Source organism: Chromobacterium sp. FG22, from assembly GCF_057809415.1.
This window is the reverse complement of record NZ_JBMDJX010000002.1, coordinates 20587-39004: the sequence shown is the minus strand read 5'-3', so window position 1 is coordinate 39004 and position 18418 is coordinate 20587. Positions and strand designations below refer to the sequence as shown.

Annotated in this window: 20 protein-coding genes; 5 read left to right on the top strand and 15 right to left on the bottom strand. The window is 66.5% G+C overall.

Annotated elements, in window-relative coordinates:
- Nucleotides 1-3: 3 nt before the first annotated feature.
- The gene (hemC, locus tag ACODSD_RS02220) at nucleotides 4-933 is read right to left on the bottom strand and encodes a hydroxymethylbilane synthase (protein ID WP_235085740.1); all 930 of its coding nucleotides are present in this window, start codon (nucleotides 931-933) and stop codon (nucleotides 4-6) included.
- A gap of 295 nt (nucleotides 934-1228) precedes the next feature.
- Here hemC and ppc point away from each other — a divergent pair, with 295 nt between their 5' ends.
- Complete coding sequence (gene ppc / locus ACODSD_RS02215; protein WP_107801196.1) at nucleotides 1229-3928, top strand: phosphoenolpyruvate carboxylase; 2700 nt, start codon at nucleotides 1229-1231, stop codon at nucleotides 3926-3928.
- Between the two features lie 421 nt (nucleotides 3929-4349).
- On the opposite strand, the gene ACODSD_RS02210 is transcribed toward ppc, so the two are convergent.
- The 4 genes from ACODSD_RS02210 to hemL form a co-directional block, all read right to left on the bottom strand.
- Complete coding sequence (locus ACODSD_RS02210) at nucleotides 4350-5162, bottom strand: DUF2145 domain-containing protein (protein ID WP_488876696.1); 813 nt, start codon at nucleotides 5160-5162, stop codon at nucleotides 4350-4352.
- Complete coding sequence (locus tag ACODSD_RS02205; RefSeq protein ID WP_235085744.1) at nucleotides 5149-5607, bottom strand: hypothetical protein; 459 nt, start codon at nucleotides 5605-5607, stop codon at nucleotides 5149-5151. Before ACODSD_RS02205 ends, ACODSD_RS02210 begins: the two co-directional genes overlap by 14 nt.
- A gap of 61 nt (nucleotides 5608-5668) precedes the next feature.
- On the bottom strand, nucleotides 5669-8395 hold the full coding sequence (locus ACODSD_RS02200; RefSeq protein WP_488876695.1) for a DEAD/DEAH box helicase: 2727 nt from the start codon (nucleotides 8393-8395) through the stop codon (nucleotides 5669-5671).
- A gap of 40 nt (nucleotides 8396-8435) precedes the next feature.
- Nucleotides 8436-9713, bottom strand: coding sequence for a glutamate-1-semialdehyde 2,1-aminomutase (gene hemL, locus ACODSD_RS02195; RefSeq protein WP_488876694.1), 1278 nt, complete (start codon nucleotides 9711-9713; stop codon nucleotides 8436-8438).
- A gap of 156 nt (nucleotides 9714-9869) precedes the next feature.
- On the opposite strand from hemL, the gene ACODSD_RS02190 reads away from it, so the two are divergent.
- Nucleotides 9870-10463, top strand: coding sequence for a DJ-1/PfpI family protein (locus ACODSD_RS02190; RefSeq protein ID WP_488876693.1), 594 nt, complete (start codon nucleotides 9870-9872; stop codon nucleotides 10461-10463).
- A 45-nt stretch (nucleotides 10464-10508) separates the two neighbouring features.
- Here the strand turns inward: ACODSD_RS02190 and ACODSD_RS02185 are convergent, their stop codons facing one another.
- From ACODSD_RS02185 to ACODSD_RS02155, 7 genes are all read right to left on the bottom strand, one after another.
- Entirely contained in the window at nucleotides 10509-10970 is a 462-nt protein-coding gene (locus ACODSD_RS02185) for a CYTH domain-containing protein (RefSeq protein ID WP_166450475.1), read from the bottom strand.
- A gap of 63 nt (nucleotides 10971-11033) precedes the next feature.
- Nucleotides 11034-11504, bottom strand: coding sequence for a hypothetical protein (locus ACODSD_RS02180; protein WP_235085752.1), 471 nt, complete (start codon nucleotides 11502-11504; stop codon nucleotides 11034-11036).
- Between the two features lie 13 nt (nucleotides 11505-11517).
- Nucleotides 11518-11964: a CopD family protein gene (locus ACODSD_RS02175; protein ID WP_199225954.1), complete on the bottom strand. Its 447-nt coding sequence runs from the start codon at nucleotides 11962-11964 to the stop codon at nucleotides 11518-11520.
- Nucleotides 11931-12320 carry a VOC family protein gene (locus ACODSD_RS02170; protein WP_488876692.1) on the bottom strand — a complete coding sequence of 130 codons (390 nt, stop codon included), beginning with the start codon at nucleotides 12318-12320 and terminating at the stop codon, nucleotides 11931-11933. Before ACODSD_RS02170 ends, ACODSD_RS02175 begins: the two co-directional genes overlap by 34 nt.
- Nucleotides 12317-12673, bottom strand: coding sequence for an MmcQ/YjbR family DNA-binding protein (locus tag ACODSD_RS02165; RefSeq protein WP_488876691.1), 357 nt, complete (start codon nucleotides 12671-12673; stop codon nucleotides 12317-12319). The genes ACODSD_RS02170 and ACODSD_RS02165 overlap by 4 nt, the downstream gene beginning before the upstream one ends.
- Nucleotides 12674-12675: 2 nt before the next feature.
- Nucleotides 12676-13494: a M48 family metallopeptidase gene (locus tag ACODSD_RS02160; protein ID WP_227105698.1), complete on the bottom strand. Its 819-nt coding sequence runs from the start codon at nucleotides 13492-13494 to the stop codon at nucleotides 12676-12678.
- Nucleotides 13495-13582: 88 nt separating this feature from the next.
- A complete protein-coding gene (locus ACODSD_RS02155) occupies nucleotides 13583-13747 on the bottom strand; it encodes a rubredoxin (RefSeq protein WP_039756174.1) in 165 nt (54 codons plus the stop codon).
- Nucleotides 13748-13855: 108 nt separating this feature from the next.
- Between ACODSD_RS02155 and thiD the strand changes: the two genes are divergently transcribed.
- Both thiD and thiE read left to right on the top strand, forming a co-directional pair.
- Nucleotides 13856-14698, top strand: coding sequence for a bifunctional hydroxymethylpyrimidine kinase/phosphomethylpyrimidine kinase (gene thiD / locus ACODSD_RS02150; protein ID WP_227105696.1), 843 nt, complete (start codon nucleotides 13856-13858; stop codon nucleotides 14696-14698).
- Nucleotides 14682-15308 (top strand): thiamine phosphate synthase, encoded by a 627-nt coding sequence (thiE, locus tag ACODSD_RS02145; RefSeq protein WP_107801186.1) that lies wholly within the window; start codon nucleotides 14682-14684, stop codon nucleotides 15306-15308. The genes thiD and thiE overlap by 17 nt, the downstream gene beginning before the upstream one ends.
- Before the next feature lie 71 nt (nucleotides 15309-15379).
- Here thiE and ACODSD_RS02140 read toward each other — a convergent pair whose 3' ends face one another.
- Together ACODSD_RS02140 and ACODSD_RS02135 are read right to left on the bottom strand one after the other, a co-directional pair.
- Nucleotides 15380-15664 (bottom strand): hypothetical protein, encoded by a 285-nt coding sequence (locus ACODSD_RS02140; RefSeq protein WP_146176757.1) that lies wholly within the window; start codon nucleotides 15662-15664, stop codon nucleotides 15380-15382.
- Nucleotides 15665-16050: 386 nt separating this feature from the next.
- On the bottom strand, nucleotides 16051-16848 hold the full coding sequence (locus ACODSD_RS02135) for a hypothetical protein (protein ID WP_107801184.1): 798 nt from the start codon (nucleotides 16846-16848) through the stop codon (nucleotides 16051-16053).
- Between the two features lie 391 nt (nucleotides 16849-17239).
- On the opposite strand from ACODSD_RS02135, the gene ACODSD_RS02130 reads away from it, so the two are divergent.
- The gene (locus tag ACODSD_RS02130; RefSeq protein ID WP_488876690.1) at nucleotides 17240-17611 is read left to right on the top strand and encodes a cupin domain-containing protein; all 372 of its coding nucleotides are present in this window, start codon (nucleotides 17240-17242) and stop codon (nucleotides 17609-17611) included.
- Here the strand turns inward: ACODSD_RS02130 and ACODSD_RS02125 are convergent.
- Entirely contained in the window at nucleotides 17565-18413 is an 849-nt protein-coding gene (locus ACODSD_RS02125) for an amidohydrolase family protein (protein WP_253314967.1), read from the bottom strand. The two genes, ACODSD_RS02130 and ACODSD_RS02125, sit on opposite strands and share 47 nt — an antisense overlap.
- Nucleotides 18414-18418: the final 5 nt, after the last annotated feature.

Genomic DNA, 18418 nt, shown 5'->3' with positions numbered 1-18418 from the left:
GTCTCAGCGCGGGTCGGCCAGCACCGCTTCGATCAGCGGGCCGGCGCCGTCGTCCAGCAGCTTCTTGGCCACGGCGCGGCCCAGCGCGTCGGCGTAATCGGCCGGGGCGCTGGCGCTGGCGGTCAGCATCACCGAACCGTCCGGGCTGGCGACGAAGCCGCCCAGCGTCAGCGTGTCTTCGCTGAGGGTGGCGAAGGCGCCCAGCGGCACCTGGCAGCTGCCGCCCAGCTCGCGCGCCAGCGCGCGCTCGGCGCTGACACAGGCGTGGGTGGCGGCGTGGTTCAGCGGCGCGAGCAGCTGCATCAGGTCGGCGCGGTCGGCGCGGATTTCGATGCCCAGCGCGCCTTGGCCTGCGGCCGGCAGGCTTTCCGACGGCGGCAGCTCCTTGCGGATGCGCTCGGACAGGCCCAGGCGCTTGAGGCCGGCGGCGGCCAGGATGATGGCATCGTATTCGCCGTCGTCCAGCTTGCGCAGCCGGGTTTGCACATTGCCGCGCAGCGGCTTGACCACCAGCCGCGGATAGCGGGCGCGGATCTGCGATTCGCGGCGCAGGCTGGAGGTGCCCACCACCGCGCCGTCCGGCAGCTCCGACAAGTCCGCGCAGCGGGCGGACACCAGCGCGTCGCGCGGGTCTTCGCGCTCGCAGATGGCGGCCAGCGCGAAGCCTTCCGGCAGCACCATCGGCACGTCCTTGATCGAATGCACGGCCAGGTCGGCGCGGCCTTCGGCCAGCGCCACTTCCAGCTCTTTGACGAACAGGCCTTTGCCGCCGATCTTGGACAGGGTCTTGTCCAGAATCTGGTCGCCCTGGGTGGTCATGCCCAGGATGTCCACGCTGAGGTGGGGGTAGAGCGCTTGCAGCCGGGCCTGGATATGTTCGGCCTGCCACATGGCCAGCCGGCTCTCGCGGCTGGCGATGACGATTTTGTCCATGAAAACCGGTTTCCGATTGGGCTATGTGCTTGGATGGCGGGCATTCTAGCACGCCGGTCCGACGCGCAGCGTCGCGGCATCGTCCAGGCGGGGGCGTAAAGCTTGATGTTGCGCAATGCGCAGTCAGGTCAATATCTAACGGCTTAAATGACAGTAGTGTTGCCACTACAGCGGCAAGCCTGCTTATGATGTTTTGCATGCGAAACGAATCGTCTGAAGTCAGCGACCGCGCTGACTTGAGCCGATTCAAAACTAGGAGCGGCCACGGCCGCTCGTCATCATCAAGGAATACCGAATGAGCGATTTAGACAAGGACTTGCCGCTGCGCGCCGATCTGGCGCGCCTGGACCGCGCGCTGGCCGAAGTGTTGAGCGAACAGGCCGGCCCCGAGGTCTACGCCGAGGTGCGCGCCATCGCCGGCCGCGGCGCGGAGGAACGCAGCCAGCCCTTGGCGGCGGAATTGAGCCCGGCGGCGGCGATGGCGCTGGTGCGCGCCTGCGGCCTGTACGCCCAGCTGTTCAATATCGCCGAGGACCTGCACCATGTGCGCCGCCGCCGCGCTCACCGCCAGGCCGGTTCCGCGCCGCAGCAGGGCAGCCTGTCGCGCGCGCTGGGCAAGCTGAAGGCGGACGGCGTCAGCATCGCCATGCTGGCCGACACCCTGCGCGACGCCTATGTCGGCGCCATCCTCACCGCCCACCCCACCGAGGTGCAGCGCCAGAGCGTGCTGGACGGCCACCGCGCGGTGCGCCGTTTCCTGGGCAAGCTGGCGGCGGCGGACCTGACGCCGGAAGAAGAAGAGGAACTGGAGGCCAAGCTCAAGCGCGTGATCGTCGCGCTGTGGCAGACCTCGGAAATCCGCCACTTCAAGCTGGCGGTCAAGGACGAGATCGAAAACGGCGTTGCCTACCACCCGCTGACCTTCTTTCAGGCCTTGCCGGCGCTGTATCAGCGCCTGGACCGGCAGATCGAGGCCACCTGGGGCCAGACGACGCCGCTGCCGTCCTTCATCCGCGTCGGCAGCTGGATAGGCGGCGACCGCGACGGCAACCCCAATGTCGACGCCGCGGTGTTGCGCCACGCGGTGACGCGCCAGGCGCAAGTGGCCTTCGAACATTATCTGTATGAGCTGGCGGCCTTGTACCGCGAGCTGTCGCTGTCGCAGCGCCTGGTCGGCGTCAGCCCGGCCTTGGTGGGTTTGGCGGCGTTGACGCCGGACCAGGAGGAGAGCCGCCGCGAGGAGCCGTACCGGCGCGCGCTGGCGGCGATGGAGGCGCGGGTGCTGGCCACCGGCCTGCGGCTGGGTGTGAGCCTGAGCGGCCGCTGGCCGGCGGGCCGGCCCTATGCCGACCAGGCTGAATTCCAGGCCGATCTCGCGGTGCTGGACGCCTCGCTGCGCGAACACGGCAGCGCGACGCTGGCCGACGGCCGGCTGGCGGAACTGATCCGCGCGGTGGACGTGTTCGGCTTCTTCCTGATGCCGCTGGACCTGCGCCAGTTCGCCGGCAGCCACGAGGCGGTGGTGGGCGAGCTGTTCGCCCGCGCCGGGCTGGAGGAGTTCGCGGCGCTGGACGAGGCGGCGCGGACCCGGGTGTTGCTGCGCGAGCTGGCCACGCCGCGGCTGCTGTATTCGCCCTATCTGGACTACAGCGCCGAAGCGGAGAAGGAACTTGCCATCTTCCGCGAGGCGGCCTTGATCCAACGCCAGTTCGGCGTGGACGCCATCGGTCAGAGCATTATTTCCAATTGCGCCCAGGTCAGCGACATCCTGGCGCTGGCGCTGCTGCTGAAGGAGGCCGGCATGATCCGGCTGGTGGACGGGCAGCCGCGCGCCAGCGTCAACCTGGTGCCCCTGTTCGAAACCATCGCCGATCTGGACCGCAGCGCTCAGGTGATGACGGCGCTGTTCGCGCTGCCGTGGTACCAGCAACTGCTGGACAGCCGCGGCCGCATGCAGGAAGTGATGCTGGGCTATTCCGACAGTAATAAGGACGGCGGTTATCTGACCAGCCAATGGCAGCTCTACCAGGCGGAAAAGCGGCTGGTGCGCTGTTTCGCCGACGGCCGGGTCAAGCTGCGGCTGTTCCACGGCCGCGGCGGCTCGGTGGGCCGCGGCGGCGGTCCGTCGTTCGAAGCCATCATGGCGCAGCCGGCCGGCAGCGTGGCCGGCCGCATCCGCATCACCGAGCAGGGCGAGGTGATCGCGTCCAAGTATTCGGACCCGGCCATCGGCGGCCGCAACCTGGAAGCCCTGGTGGCGGCGACGCTGGAAGCCAGCCTCAGCGGCTGCGCCAGCTGCGAGACAGACGAGACGGTGTTCGACGAGTTGTCGGACGCCGCCTACCGCGCCTATCGCGAGCTGGTGGAAGCGCCGGGCTTCATGCAGTACTTCCTGGAGGCGACGCCGATCAACGCCATCGCCAAGCTCAATATCGGCAGCCGGCCGGCCTCGCGCAAGAGCCTGGCTTCGATCAAGGACCTGCGAGCCATTCCCTGGGTGTTCTCCTGGTCGCAATCGCGGGTGATGCTGCCCGGCTGGTTCGGCGTCGGTTCGGCGGTGCGCGCCTTCATCGAGCGCCACGGCGAAGCCGGCCGCGCGCGCCTGCAAAGCCTGTATCGCAGTTCGCCGTTCTTCCAGGTGGTGTTGTCCAATATGGAGCAGGTGCTGGCCAAGGCGGATCTGGGCATCGCCCGCCGCTTCGCCGGTCTGGTGGAGGACCGCGCGCTGGCCGAGGCGCTGTTCGGCCGCATCCAGGCCGAGTGGCAGGCCACGCTGGACGCTTTCTACGCCGTCACCGGCCAAAGCGCGCTGTTGGAGAAGAACCCGACGTTGCACCGCAGCCTGGAAACGCGCTTGCCGTATCTGGACGCGCTGGGCCTGCTGCAGGCCGAGTTGCTGAGCCGGCTGCGCCGTCAGCCGGACGACGCCGAGGCTTTGTACGCGATCCATCTGACCATCAACGGCACTTCGGCCGGCCTGCGCAACAGCGGTTGAGGCCAGGCGCGGCGGCGGCACAGGCCCGTCGCCGCGCTATGTAGGCCGGTTTTGCTGCTGGAGCTCGTTTTTGATCATTTCAGATCGGGCTAATGGCCTAAATGATGATTTGGGGCCGGTTCCGCCCTGACCGAGCGAAGCGTCGCGAGGGAATCAAACGGAAAGGGAGACTTGCGCGGCCCAACCGCCCCATAGCTGAGCGAATCAAAGATTCTCAGTGATGGGGCGCTAAGGTCGCGGTGCTCGAACAAGCCGCTGCTTAAAACCCGCGAAGCGAAGTTGCTGCGGAGCTAAAACCGCGGGCCCGCCCCCCGACGGCAGGTTTGAAGGGCGCCGGGGCGCGTCGAATACGAAGTCTCCTACGTATCTACGCAGTATCTCAAGGTACTCATAAAAGATCGTGAACAGGCTCTAGGCCAAGTCAAGGCGCGGGGATGTCCAACACTTGCCAGCCCTCCTTGCGCGCCTGCAGGAAGTTCATCACCGAATCCACGGTCACGGTCTGGATGCGGTCGGCGTAGCGCATCTCGTTGGGGTGGTCGTCGAAGGCGACATTGGCCTTGAACATGCGGCCGCCCAGCCGCGTCAGCGGCCCCAGCTTGAGTTCCGACGGCGCGTAGCCGTTGAGCTTCAGCCACATTTGCGCCTGTTCGCGGTTGGCGATGCGCGCTTCCTGGCTGGCCGAGGCCGCCAGCGTTTCCAGCACCCAGGTGTTGGAGTTTTCGTAGCGGGTGGCGAAGGGGTAGGCCAGCAGGCTGTATTGCGGGGTGTGCAGTTCGCGCAGCCGCGGCGGCGCCTGCAACCGTTCGCGCAGGCGGGCGGCCAGCGCCGGCGGCGGCAGCAGCGCCACCGATTCGAAGGAATACATATCGTCGAGGAAGAAATTGCCCAGGCCCTCGTACCACAGGTCGGAGCTGGCGCTGCCGCAGTCGTTGAGCAGGTGGGCGACGCGCCAGCGGCCTTCCGGCTGGCGGTAGGCGATGCCGACATGGGTGTAGCGCAGCTTGAAGCGCGACAGGTCCTGGCCGACGCGGCCGATCACCGCGACGTCGCCGCCGCTGGCGTCCAGCTTTTGCCGCAGCTGTTCGGCGGCGGCCATCGCCTTGCCGAAGGTGGCCGGGGTGATGGTTTGTTCCTCGCAGCTGCGGCCGGCCTGGGCGGTGTGCGGCAGCAGCAGGCAGAGCGCCAGGCCAAGGCCGGCGAGGCGGGCGGGCAGAGCGTCAGGACGGGACACGGTTGTGCTCCAGCAGGGCCTCGCCCAGCTTGTTGGGGATGAAGGCCAGCACTTTGCCGGAGGTGACCAGCATGGTGCCGCTAGCCACCGCGGTGACTTGCACCGAGGCGCCGACCGCGGCGCCGGTGGCTTTCAGCGCCTTGCCGGACAACTCCACCACCAGCTTGGCGCCGCCTTGCGCCGCATCCAGCGACATCTTGACGGTGTCGCCGGCGCCCTGGGCCAGGCCGGTGATCACATAGGCGCTGCCGGTCACCGCCAGCACTGGGGCCAGCAGCGATTCGCCCTTGCCCTGGGCGCTGCCGGCCACGCTGATCGCCGGCGCGGCGACGATGGACAGGGTGCCGACGGAGATTTTCTCGGAGGCGGTGTCGGTCTGGGACAGGCCGGCCCAGGCGGGCAGCGCGGACAGCAGCAGGCTGGACAGCAGGATGGCTTTGAGCATGGATAATCCGGAATCAAGGAAATGACGCCAGCTTGCCCATTTTATGACGAAAGGGCAATGCTCAGCTTTGGCGCAATAGTGCCAACAGCGCCGCGCCGTCCAGCCGCGCGCTGAGATCGCCGCCGTCCAGCAGGCTGTCGGCCAGCTCGCGCTTGCTGGCGTGCAGCGCCACGATCTTTTCTTCTATGGTGTGCTGGGCCACCAGCCGGTACACCGTCACCGGCCGCTGCTGGCCCATGCGGTAGGCGCGGTCGCTGGCCTGGTCTTCCACCGCCGGGTTCCACCAGGGGTCGAGGTGGATCACGTAGTCGGCGGCGGTCAGGTTGAGGCCGGTGCCGCCGGCTTTCAGGCTGATCAGGAACACCTCGCCGTCGCCGGCCTGGAAGGCGTCCATGCGCGCCTTGCGTTGCGGGCCGGGCACCGCGCCGTCCAGGTATTGGTAGCGTATGCCTTGCTCGTCCAGCCAGCGGCGGACGATGGCGAGGTGATCGACGAACTGGCTGAACACCAGCGCCTTGTGGCCGTTGTCCAGCAGTTCCAGCATCAGTTCGCGGAACAATGCCTGCTTGGCGGAGGGCAAGGCGCTGTCCGGCTGGGTCAGTGTGGGGTGGCAGCAGAAGCGGCGCAGCCGGGTCAGTTCGGCCAGCACTTGCATCGCGCCGCCCTCGGCCTCGCCCGGCTGGCCCAGCTTGTCCAGCGCCTGCTGACGCATCGCCTCGTAGACTTCCATTTCCGCCTCGCTCAGCGGGACGGCGCGGGTGATGTCGGTGCGCGGCGGCAACTCGGTCAGCACCTGTTGCTTGGTGCGGCGCAGCAGATAGGGGCGGATCAGCGCTTTCAGCGCGTCGCGGGCGTCCTCGTCGCCGTCGGCGATGGGCTGGGCGAAGCGCTGCTGGAATTTGTCCTCGTTGCCCAGCAGGCCGGGCGCGACGAAGCGGAACAGACTCCACAATTCGCCCAAATGGTTTTCCACCGGGGTACCGCTGGCGGCCAGGCGGAAATCGGCGTAGAGCGCGTGGGCGGCCTGGGCGCGCTGGCTGGCTGCGTTCTTGATCGCCTGCGCCTCGTCCAGCACCACGCTGGCCCAGCGCACCTCGGCGAAGGCGTCGGCGTCGCGTTGCAGCAGACCGTAGCTGGCCACCACCAGATCGCCGGGGCAGGCGCTGTCCAGCCGCCGTTGTTGCTGGTAGGGCCGCAGCCGCAGGCTGGGCGCGAAGCGGGCGGCCTCGGCCAGCCAGTTCAGCGCCACCGAGGTGGGCGCCACCACCAGCTGCGGGCCGAGCGCGGCGCGGCTGAGCAAGAGCGCCAGCGTCTGCACCGTCTTGCCCAGGCCCATATCGTCGGCCAGGCAGGCGCCGGCGCCCCAGTGGGCCAGCCGCGCCAGCCAGTTGTAGCCTTGCTGCTGGTAAGGCCGCAGCGTGGCGCGCAGGGTGTCCGGTATTTCGGGTTCGAAGCTTTGCAGCGATTGCAGCCGCCGCCATTGTTCATTCCAGCCCGCGTCGCCGTCGAAAGCGCCGGCCTCGGCCGCCAGTTCGCCCAGCCGCGGCGCGGCCAGCGGGCTCAGGCGCAGGCCGCCGGGCGCGGCGTGGTCGGCCAGTAGGGTCAACTGGCGCAGGCGGGCGGCGAGGGAGTCGGACAGCGCCAGCCAGTCGCCGTCGGACAGGCGCAGGTAGCGGCCGGACTGGCCGGCCAGCGCTTCCAGCAGATGGCGCAGCGCCAGGATGTTGCCGTCGTCCAGCCCCAGTTCGCCGTCCACTTCCAGCCAGCCGCCCTTGCGCTTGGCGCTCAGTTTCAGCTGCGGCAGGCCGACGCCGGCGCGGATGCGCTGGCGCTGGCCGGACGGCCATTCGCATTGCAGGGTGTCCGCGTCCAGCGTCTGCAGCTCGGCCAGCAGGTCCAAGGCCGCCTGCTGGCTGTCCATCGCCCATTCGTCGCCGTCGCGGCGCGCGGCGGCCAGCGTCGGGCAGGCGGCGTGGACCCGGCGCAGGCGGGCGCGCTCGGCGGGAAAGTCGCGCTTGAGCTGCAGCGCGACGCCGTCCGCGCTCACCACCAGGCCGGGCGCGCCGCGGCCGGGCGCGTACAGCGCGCTGGCCGGGTGCGGGCGCACTTTCAGCTGCAGCCGCAGGCCGGCCTCGTCCAGCCGCAGCAGCGCGCGCAGAACGGCGTCGGCCGGCTGGCTGGGCAAGCTGTCGTCAAAGCTGGCGCTGACGTCGTGCAAGGGCAGTTCCGGCGCGATGTCGCGGATGGCGTCCAGCACTTTCTTGCGGGCGTGCCAGGGCAGGCTCAGGCTGTGGCCGAGCAGGGCGGCGATCTGGCGCACCTCCTCGTCCAGCCGGTAGACCGCGAGACGGTCCGGCGCCAGCTTGCGCCACAGCACGCCGGCGCAGGCGGCGATGCCGGGCGGGCTCAGCCGCAGGGAGATCTGTTCGCCCTGGCGCTCCAGTTCCAGCGCCACTTGGCCGGCCTCCACCCGCAGCGGCTGTTCCGGCGCGTCGGCCCAGTACAGCGCCGGGTGGCCGACCAGCAGCGGCAGCGCGGCCAGCGCGTCCAGCGCCGCGTGGCCGTCGGCGGCGATGTCGGCCTGCAAGGCGGCCAGCGCGCGCAGGATCAGCCGGTCCTGGCCGCCGAGCCAGTCCAGTGCGTCCTGTTCCGCCAGCAGTCTGGTGAGCGGCAGGCGCCGGCCGCGGCCGTAGCCGTCGGGGCCTCGCGTTTGCTCGCAGGGCTGCAGTTCGACGCCGGAGGCTTCGACGCGCAGACGCCAGGCCAGGCGGGTGGGGGGGGTGTGCATGCGGGAAGGCGCCGCCGCGCGGAGGCGGCGGCGTTCAGGCTTAGACGCGGCTCAGCGCGCGGGCTGCGGCGGCCAGGGTCTGCTCGATGATGTCGTCGCTGTGGGCGCTGGAGACGAAGCCGGCTTCGTAGGCGGACGGCGCCAGGTAGACGCCCTCGTCCAGCATCGCGTGGAAGAAGCGCTTGAAGCGTTCGATGTCGCAGCGGGTGGCTTCGGCGTAGGACTTGGGCGCGTGCTCGCTGAAGTAGAAGCCGAACATGCCGCCCACGCTGTCGCTGCTCATGGTCACGCCGGCCGCGCGCGCGGCGTCGGCCAGGCCCTGGGCCAGACGCGCGGTGCGGCGGCCCAGCTCTGCGTGGAAGCCCGGCTGCTGGATCAGCTTGAGGGTGGCGAGGCCGGCGGCCACCGACAGCGGATTGCCGGACAGGGTGCCGGCCTGGTAGACGTTGCCCAGCGGCGCGATGCAGGCCATGATGTCGGCGCGGCCGCCAAAGGCCGCCAGCGGCATGCCGCCGCCCACCACCTTGCCCAGCGTGGTCAGGTCCGGCTTGACGCCGTGCAGACCCTGGGCGCAGTTCAGCGCCACGCGGAAACCGGTCATCACTTCGTCGTAGATCAGCACCGCGCCGTGTTGTTCGGTCAGGCTGCGCAGCGCCTGGACGAACTCGGCCGAGGGCTGGATCAAATTCATATTGCCGGCGATCGGCTCCAGGATCACGCAGGCGATCTGGCCGCCGATTTCGCGGAAGGTCTTGTCCAGCTGTTCGACGTCGTTGTACTGCAGTACCAGGGTGTGCTTGGTGCAGTCGGCCGGCACGCCGCCGGAGGACGGGTTGCCGAAGGTGAGCAGGCCGGAGCCGGCCTTGACCAGCAGACTGTCGGAGTGGCCGTGGTAGCAGCCTTCGAATTTGACGATGAGGTCGCGGCCGGTGAAACCGCGCGCCAGGCGGATCGCCGACATGGTGGCTTCGGTGCCGGAGGAGACCAGGCGCACTTGCTCGATGGAGGGCAGCAGCTTGCGGATTTCCTCGGCGATCAGCACTTCGCCCTCGGTGGGCGCGCCGAAGGACAGGCCGCCGACGGCCGCTTCCTGCACCGCGCGCACCACGTCCGGGTGGGCGTGGCCGACGATGGCCGGACCCCAGGAGCCTACATAGTCCAGATACTGTTTGTCGTCGGCGTCCCAGAAGTAGGCGCCTTCGGCGCGCTGGATGAAGCGCGGCGTGCCGCCGACCTGGCCGAAGGCGCGCACCGGCGAGTTGACGCCGCCGGGGATGGATTTCTTGCCACGTTCAAACAGTTCCAGATTGCGGGACATGTGCGTTTCCTTGTCGGGCGGCCGCGGCCGCGGGTGTGTTCGGATTGGGCGCGGGCGCTGGACCCGCCATTGGCCGCTATTTTAACCGAGGCTGGCGTGGGTGGGCTATGAGTGATATATGCTTTTGACCATGTCATTTTCGATAGAGAACGCGTCATGAAAAAAGCCGTATTTTTCTTATTGGATGAGTACGCCGAGTGGGAAAGCGCTTTTCTGTCCAGCCGGCTGGTGATGAGCAAGCAGTGGTCGGTGGCCACGGCCTCCTTGGAGCGGGGCGTGTGCAAATCCATGGGCGGTTTTACAACGGTTGTTGACTACGCTCTGATGGATATTCCCGGCGATACCGCGCTGTTGGTTTTAGTCGGCGGCAACGCCTGGGGCCTGGATAGCTCTGAGTTGAGGGAGAGGGTTGCCGCTTGCTTGGCAACAGGGGTTGTCGTGGCGGCAATTTGCGGCGCGGTGGATTTTTTGGCGCGGAATGGCTTGTTGAATGATTATCGCCATACGGGCAATGCTCAGCATTTGTGGGCGGAATATCCGGAATATCGCCATCACGCAGGCTTTATCGCAGCGCAAACGGTACGGGATAGAAACCTGATCACGGCGAATGGAACCGCGGCCATGGAGTTTTCGGAAAGCGTATTAAAATCTTTGCACGCGGGTGATTCGGCGGAAATAGAGATGGAGCATAAGTTATTTAAAATGGGCTACCATGATTACGTTCTGCAATATGGCAACCCATTCGCATAGCCTTGATCCGAACCATCTCTAATCCATGGCGTCAGGCCGGCAAGACTACCAGCGGCTATAGGGGTTCTTGGACAGATAGGCGTTGGTGTAGCGGCCGTCCTCGGTGACTTCCTCGCCTATCCAGGCAGGCTGGTCGAATGAGGTGCTTTCATCCGGCAGCTCGATTTCGGCCAAGACCAGGCCGGCGTTGTCGCCGAAAAATTCGTCCACTTCCCAGATGAAGCCGCCGTGCTCGATGCGGTGGCGCAGCTTGTCCACCACCATCGGGCACATCGCTCCCATGATGGTTTGCGCGTCGGCCAGCGGCACCGGGTATTCGAACTCGTGGCGGCTGACGTTGCTGATATTGCTTTTCAACGTCAGCCAGGCCTGATCTCCGACCACGCGCACGCGCACGGTGCGTTCCTTTTCCACCGACAGATAACCCTGGCGGTATTGCACGCCTGGGGCCAGGCCGCGCCAGGCGTCGCCTACGACGATGAAGCGGCGTTCGATTTCCACTGCCATTTTATACCTACTCCAGCCGGTTCAACGCTGTATCGCCGCAGCGCAGCGGACATTGAACAGCTTCTAATGGGCGATCTGTTCGCCCTTGGGTTTACCGCAGGCTTCCGCCCGCGGCGAGATCTGCAGATACAGCGACAGGCTGCTTTGCTGAGAGACTACGCCGCTGCTCTGGCCGTAAGGCGTGGCGCGTTGCGGCCAGCTCCCCACCAATTCAGGCTGAGCGCCGATCAGGGTCTGGGCGCTGACCACGCGTTTGCCGTCCTGGTCGCTCCAGCTGGCGTTGGCGTTCAGCAAGGGCTTGTGCTGGGCGCGCGCCGCGGAGACGGTGCCGCCGATGCTGAGCAGGGCGTCGCCGACCTCCCGCTGGCCGGAAAAAGCGCCCTTGGCGTCCACGCACATCGGCAGCCGCAGCAGCTCCGCGCCGTCGCGGCGCAGCGTGGCCACCACTTCCGGCGGCAGCGCCGGTTTGGGCGGCAGCGGGGTGGCGGCCCAGGCGGGCAGGCAGCCCAGCCACAATGCAATCCATTTGCGCATGCGATCCATCTCCTCAGAACGGTTTGACCACCACCAGAATCACCACCGCCAGCAATACCAGCACCGGCAGTTCGTTGAACACGCGGAACCAGGTATGGCTGCGGCGGTTGGTTTTGGCGGCGAAGTCGCGGTAGAGCTTGCCGCAACAGCCGTGGTAGCCGACCAAGAGCAGCACCAGGGTCAGCTTGGCGTGCAGCCAGCCGCCGCCGATGCCGAAGCCCAGCCACAGGCCAAGACCGGTGGCCAGCGCCAGCGCGGCCAGCGGGGTCATGAAGCGGTAGAGCTTGCGCGCCATCAGCAGCAGGCGCTGGTATTCGGCGTCCTGTTCCGCCAGCGCCAGATTGACATAGAGGCGCGGCAGGTAAAACAGCCCGGCGAACCAGGACACCACGAAAAAGATGTGAAAGGCTTTCAGGTAAAGGTAGCTCACGGTGTCCTTGTCTTTGTGGCGGGCGTCCATGGGCCGCGCAAACCGATGCAATTGCCCCATGGGTCCCGCAATTGGCAGATGCCCTGTTGCGCTTCTATCGCCAGCGGGCCGCGATACAAGGCGGCGCCCAGGCCGGTCAGCCGATGGATGTCGGCGTCCAGGTCGCCGCTGCGCCAATAGACGACGCTGCCGGCCGCGCCGGAGGCCACCTTGGCGTCGGCCCGCACGATTTCCAGCCGGACGCCCTGCCATTCCAGGCAGGCGAAGTCGAAATCGGGCAGGTCTACGGCTTGCGCCGCTGGAAAAGCCCGTTGATACCAGGCGAGTCCGGCGCGCCAATCGGCGACGTGAATCAGCACCGCGGCGATGGGCCCGGCTGCGCTCATGCGCTGGCCTCGTAGCGTTGTCTGACCGCCTTGGGCAGCTTGGCCAGAATCAAGCGCCGCGCGTCGGCGAGGCCGTCGTGCAACTGCTCCAGGCTCAGCGCCTCCAGCGACGACACTTCTATCCAGCGCGCCCGCGCCAGATACGGCGCCGGCCGCACCCCGGGCAGGCCGCTGAGGACGAGAAAATCGTCGTCGGCCACCTTGTACATCACCGTGTCGTCGTTGAACAAGGCGAACATCTTGCTTTCCAGGCTGAGCACGCGCCGGGTTTCCCACTTGATGTCGAACTGGGCGCCCGGCAAGGCGCGGGCCTGGGCCAGCAGCGCGTCCATATCCTCTTTGCGCAAGGGCATGTTCAGCCTTTCTTCGCCGCCTGGTACAGCGGCATCACTTGCGGGATGCGCTGCTGCAGGTCGTGGATGCGGGTGGGGCCGGACGGGTGGGTGGACAGGAATTCCACGCCGCCGCCGTTGCCGGCCGCCTGCATTTTGTTCCAGACGTTGACCGCGGCGTTGGGGTCGTAGCCGGCGCGCGCCATCAGTTCCAGGCCCATGATGTCGGCCTCGGATTCCATGGTGCGGCTGTTGGGCTTGGACAAGGCCACGTCGGCGGCCATCGCCGCCATGTCCAGCTGGTTCTGCCTGAGGCCGGCCACCGCGCCCACCAGCGACAGACCCACTTGCTGCGCGTAGGCCTGGCTCATGCTTTCGCGCGAGTGCTCGCGCAATGCGTGCGAGATTTCATGGCCGATGACGGCCGCCAGTTCGGCGTCGCTCAGCTTGAGCTTGGTGATCAGGCCGGAGTAGACCATGATCTTGCCGCCGGCCATCGCGTAGGCGTTGGGTTCGTCATTGCGCATCACATTGACTTCCCAACGCCATTTGGCCGCGTCGGGACGGAATACCGGCGCCTGGGCGATCAGGCGCTGGGAGATCTTGCGCACCCGCGCCGTCATCGCCGCGTCGGCGTTGAGCTGGCCGCCGGCGCGCGCCTTGCCCAGCTGCTGGGCATAGGATTTGGCCGACATCTGCTCCACTTCCTGGCTGGACAGCAGCATGGTTTGACCGCGGTTGACGCCGACGGCGCCGCCCTGGGTGGTGTTGACCTGGGCACAGCCGGCGAGGGCGGCGGCGACCAGCAGGCCGGCCAGGGTTTTGCTCCAGAAACTTTTCATTGCGGTATGGCCTCTTGAGCGCCGGACGCCGCCTGGACGGCGAGCTGCGGCGCGGCGGGAAATCGCGGCGGACGCGGGCGGCGCCGGCTCAGATTTCCACCATTTCGAAATCGTCTTTGCGCGCGTCGCAATCCGGGCAAGTCCAGTTGGGCGGAATGTCTTCCCACTTGGTGCCCGGCGGGATACCATCCTCCGGACGGCCGGCTTCCTCGTCGTAGATAAAGCCGCAGATCAGACACATCCAAGTACGCATCGCATCACCTTGTGATCGAGTAAAACAGTTATTCTAAGAGTGGTCCGCGACACTGACAATGCGCCCGCCGGCCGCTCCGCCCATATACAGAACGAAGAGGTTTCCGTCTTGACCACTCAGCCCACTCCTCCCGTGGTCCTTACCCTGGCGGGCTCGGACCCTTCCGGCGGCGCCGGCATCCAGGCCGACATTCTGACGCTGGCCAGCCTGGGATGCCATCCTTTGTCGGTGATCACCGCGATTACGGTGCAGGATACCGTCGGCATCAATGACTTTATGGTGCTGGACGCGGACTGGGTCAATGACCAGGCGCGTTTTCTGATGGAAGACATTCCGGTCACCGCTTTCAAGATCGGCATGTTGGGCAGCGTGGAGAACGTGGCGGTGGTGGCGCAGCTGATCGCGGACTACCCGGACATCCCGGTGGTGTTGGATCCGGTGCTGGCCAGCGGCGGCGGCCACGAGTTGGCCGACGAGGACCTGATCGCCGCGATGCGCGACATGCTGATTCCGCAGGTGTCCATCCTGACGCCCAACAGCATAGAAGCGCGGCGCATCGCCAGCAACGACGCCGACGAGGACGAGGATCTGACGCTGGAGCAGTGCGCGCAGCGCATCCTGGCGCTGGGCTGCCCGCACCTGCTGATCACCGGCACCCACGAAAACACCAAGGAAGTGGTCAACCAGCTGTACGGTCCCGGCGGCCTGGTGCGCTCCGACGCCTGGGAGCGTCTGCCGGGCAGTTACCACGGCTCCGGCTGCACGCTGGCCTCGGCCATCGCCGGCATGCTGGCCACCGGCCTGCTGTTGCCGGAAGCGGTGCGGGAGGCGCAGGAATACACCTACCAGGCCTTGCTGAACGGTTTCCGGCCCGGCATGGGCCAGTTCCTGCCGGATCGGATGTTCTGGGCGCGCGGCGACGACGAGGACGACGATGCCGGACAGGCTTAAGGGGCTGTACGCGATCACGCCGGACACCGAGGACAGCGCGCGGCTGCTGAGCCTGGCGCAGGCGGCGGCGCCGCACATCGACATCCTGCAATACCGCAACAAGAGCGAGGACGCGGTTTTGCGTCTGGAGCAGGCGCAGGCGTTGGCCGAGCTGTGCCGGCGCAAGGGCGTGGTCTTCATCGTCAACGACGATGTGGAGCTGGCGGCGCGCGTCGGGGCCGACGGCGTGCATCTGGGCCGCGACGATGCCGCCCTGAGTGCGGCGCGGCGGCGGCTGGGCGCCGGCGCGCTGATAGGCGCGTCTTGCTATGACAGCCTGGAGCGGGCACGCCGGGCGGCGGAGGCCGGCGCCAGCTACCTCGCCTTCGGCGCGGTGTTTCCGTCCGGCACCAAGCCGGACGCGGCGCGCGCGGGGCTGGGTCTGTTCTCCGAGGCGCGCAGCTTGGGCGCGCCCCTGGTGGCGATAGGCGGCATCCATGCCGGCAATGCCGGACAGGCGCTGGCGGCCGGCGCGGATGCGATCGCGGTGATAGGCGGCGTGTTCGGCGCGGCGGACCCGGCCGCCGCGGCCGGGGAACTGGCGGCGATATGCCGCCGGGGCGGCCGCTGAAAGCAAAACCGCCGCACATGGCGCGGCGGTTGGAGGATGCTCGGGTTCGGGCTTGGCGTCTGTTCGCGGTCTTAGACCTGGCTGGGCCGCGAACTGCCGTCGATCAAGGCCTTGCTGACCTCGCCGGGCTTGATGATGCCGTGTTCCACGCTGTAGGCCAGCAGCTCCAACAGGTAGTCGTGACGGAAAATCAACGATCCTTCCCATTCGCTGCCTTGCTCGCCCTGGATGGCGGGCAGGGTGATGATCACGCGTTCGCCGTCTATCGTGTCCAGCGCGAAGGCCTCCACGTTTCTGGCGATTCCCGATAAGGATCTTGCAGAATGCTTGCCATAATTCAAGGCGCGTATGCTCATTGCTGACTCCTGTCGCATCATGGTTTCTCTTTGGCCCGCGTTGATCTTGAAATGGCCGCCGCTTCGTCGTCCTGGCGTCGCCTTGCGACGCCCGCCTGAGGCGGCGCGCAGGCGGGAGGCGCTTGGCGTTGCGCAAGGGCTGGATTTGGCGGCGTTTCAAGTTTTTTTATTGTCGAGCGGCCGGCATCCCGATAGTGCGTCGCGGCGTCGCGCTTGAGGCGCGAACCGGCGAGATGCGTCGGCCGCCCGGCTTCGCCGCGTGATGGGCCGGCGATATCGGCATGGGATGGCAGTCCGGCCGCGCGGTGTACCGCTCCAGGCTCAGAGCATAGCGTTTTTATGCTTATGGGGTAACTCCAGAAAAATGGAGAATACCCAGTTGGATATCACAGCTGTTTGGAGCCGATCAGCCGGCTAAAAAGCGAGGTCGGCATTTTGCGGTGCATGCCGGCGGCAATCAGCGCATCGCATAATTCGGCGCGTCGTTGCGAGGGCAGGCCCAGTTTTTCGCAGATATAGTTTTTGCTCTTGATAATAGAATCCGCCACCCGGGTTTTGGGCTTGGGCCGATATTTGTTCATGAAGTCGGCGATTTGCTTGAAGTCCCAATTCAGCAGCATCAGGAAGCAGACTTCCTGTTCGTATTCCGTCAATTCCACGTCAAGCAGTTTCAATTCGCCCTGCACCTGTTCTATGCTGCAGCCGGCGCCGAATTCCAAAATGTAATTGGGCATCAGGTTGATGAAGTTGGCGATCTCGATTTCATGCGCGTAATAGATGGTGCCCAGGATGGAGCGCGTCGCCTCGTGCTTGAGCAGATGCTTGGAGAACACCCGCGCCTTGAGGCCGTCTCCGTATTCATGCACGTTGAGGATGGAGACCTTGCGTGTCGGATCGCAGGTTTGCATCAGCGCCAAGTCTTCCTGCACATAGCAATCGGCGAACTGGGCGGTGCCTTCGCAGGGCATTTCCTTGTCCAGACGGTCCACCACGTCATCTCCGCGCTTGAGCGCCACGATTCTGGCGTAGGCGTCGCTGGACGCCAGATGACGGGAGTTGGCGTCTTTGGCGCCGACGATCATGTCGGTCTGGCCGGAGATCTGGGTGACGGATTGGCGGAACTGAGCCACGAATTCGCTTTGCTCTTCGGTGAAGCGTTCAGGGGAGACGAGCTGATAGTCCATAATGTGCGCCTGGTGCGGAGGTTGGTCATGTCGGGGTGCGCTGTCTTGGCCTCGCTGTCGCGTCGGCCGCCGTCCAATGGTTGCTGAGCGTTGGCGAGATGCTTGGAATGGCGTTGAAACCGGTTTTGAAACGCGGCGCGCCGTATGCGCGCGCGTTCCTAATGCCGCAACGCCGTGTCTCGCTCTTGTTCGCTAAGCTTTGAACAGGCTCTAAGCTGGGCACTTATAGATTTTTTGTTCCGATAGTGTCAATGCGAATGGCCGTTTGGCCTTGATTAACTGTACTAAAGGATTAAGGCGCACGGAGAAGGCGCATAAGGCGCGCAGGTTTGAAATAATAGCTCGCTTTTAATGTTTGTTTTGTCCGCTATTACGGTTTGTTAGGAATATCATGAAGGTGATTGATTGGCAGTTGGAACTTGAAAACGGCGTTTACGACAAGAGCGTGGGCATCAAGATTTTGAAATTGGCCGGCGACGCCGGCTTCAGCACGTATTTAACCGAAATCGCCCCCGGGGTGGCCATCAACGGTCATTATCATCGTCATGGCGACGAGCACTACCATATCGTCAGCGGCCGAGGCGAGATGAGGCTGGTGGATGTGGCCACCGGGGCGGCGCGCGCCCATGAGGTGGGGGAGCGGAGCTCCTTCGTGGTGCCGGCCAATACCCAGCATCAACTCAGCAATACCGGCGCCGCGCCGCTGGTGTTGATGTTCAGCTGTCCGGCCAGTCATCTGGCGGAGGATCGCCACTTTCTGTAGCCGCGTCGAAGCGGAACAGCCGGGCGGGCGTATCGTGAGTGATGCGTCGGCGGCGTTCCGCGTCCGGCAGCCACTGTTCCAACAGCTCCAGCGTGCGGGCGTAGCGGATGGAGCCGAACTGAGTATGCGGCCAATCGCTGCCCCATAGCAGCCGCCCCGGCCCCAGCGCGCTGTCCAGCAGCGGCAGCGCGGCGCGGGCGATGTCCTCGCCGCGGCCGGCCAGGCCGTTGCGATAGGCCGCGGAAATCTTGACCCAGACGCGGCCGCTGGCCGCGCCGGCGTCCAGCATGCGGCGGAAGCCGGGATCGTCCACCCCCAAAGCAGGATGCGGCCGGCCGAAGTGGTCGATGACCACCTTGACTCCGGCGTCCAGCAGCGGCGGCAGCAAGACCGGCCAATCCTGCGCCGCGCGGTGCACCTCCACTTGCCAGTCCAGGCTGGCGGCATGCGCCAGACAGCGGCGCCACGCCGGCGAGTGCAGGTCCGGCAGCGGCCGGCCGATCAGATTCAGCCGCAGGCCGACGACGCCGGCGTCGTCCATCGCGCGCATGGCCGGCAGCGGACAGTCCGGCGCGATCACCGCGATGCCGCGCAGCCGCCCCTCGCTCTCGCGCAGCCCCTGCAATAAATAGCGGTTGTCCGTGCCCAGAAAGCTGGGCTGCACCAGGACGCCGCCGGCGATGCCGAACTGATCCAGCTGAGCCAGATAGGCTTGCAAGGGGGCGTCCCGGTACGGCTTGTAGCGCAGCGGGGCGGTGCCTATCAGCTGACGCAGAAAGATGTGGGCGTGCCCGTCTATCATCGGCG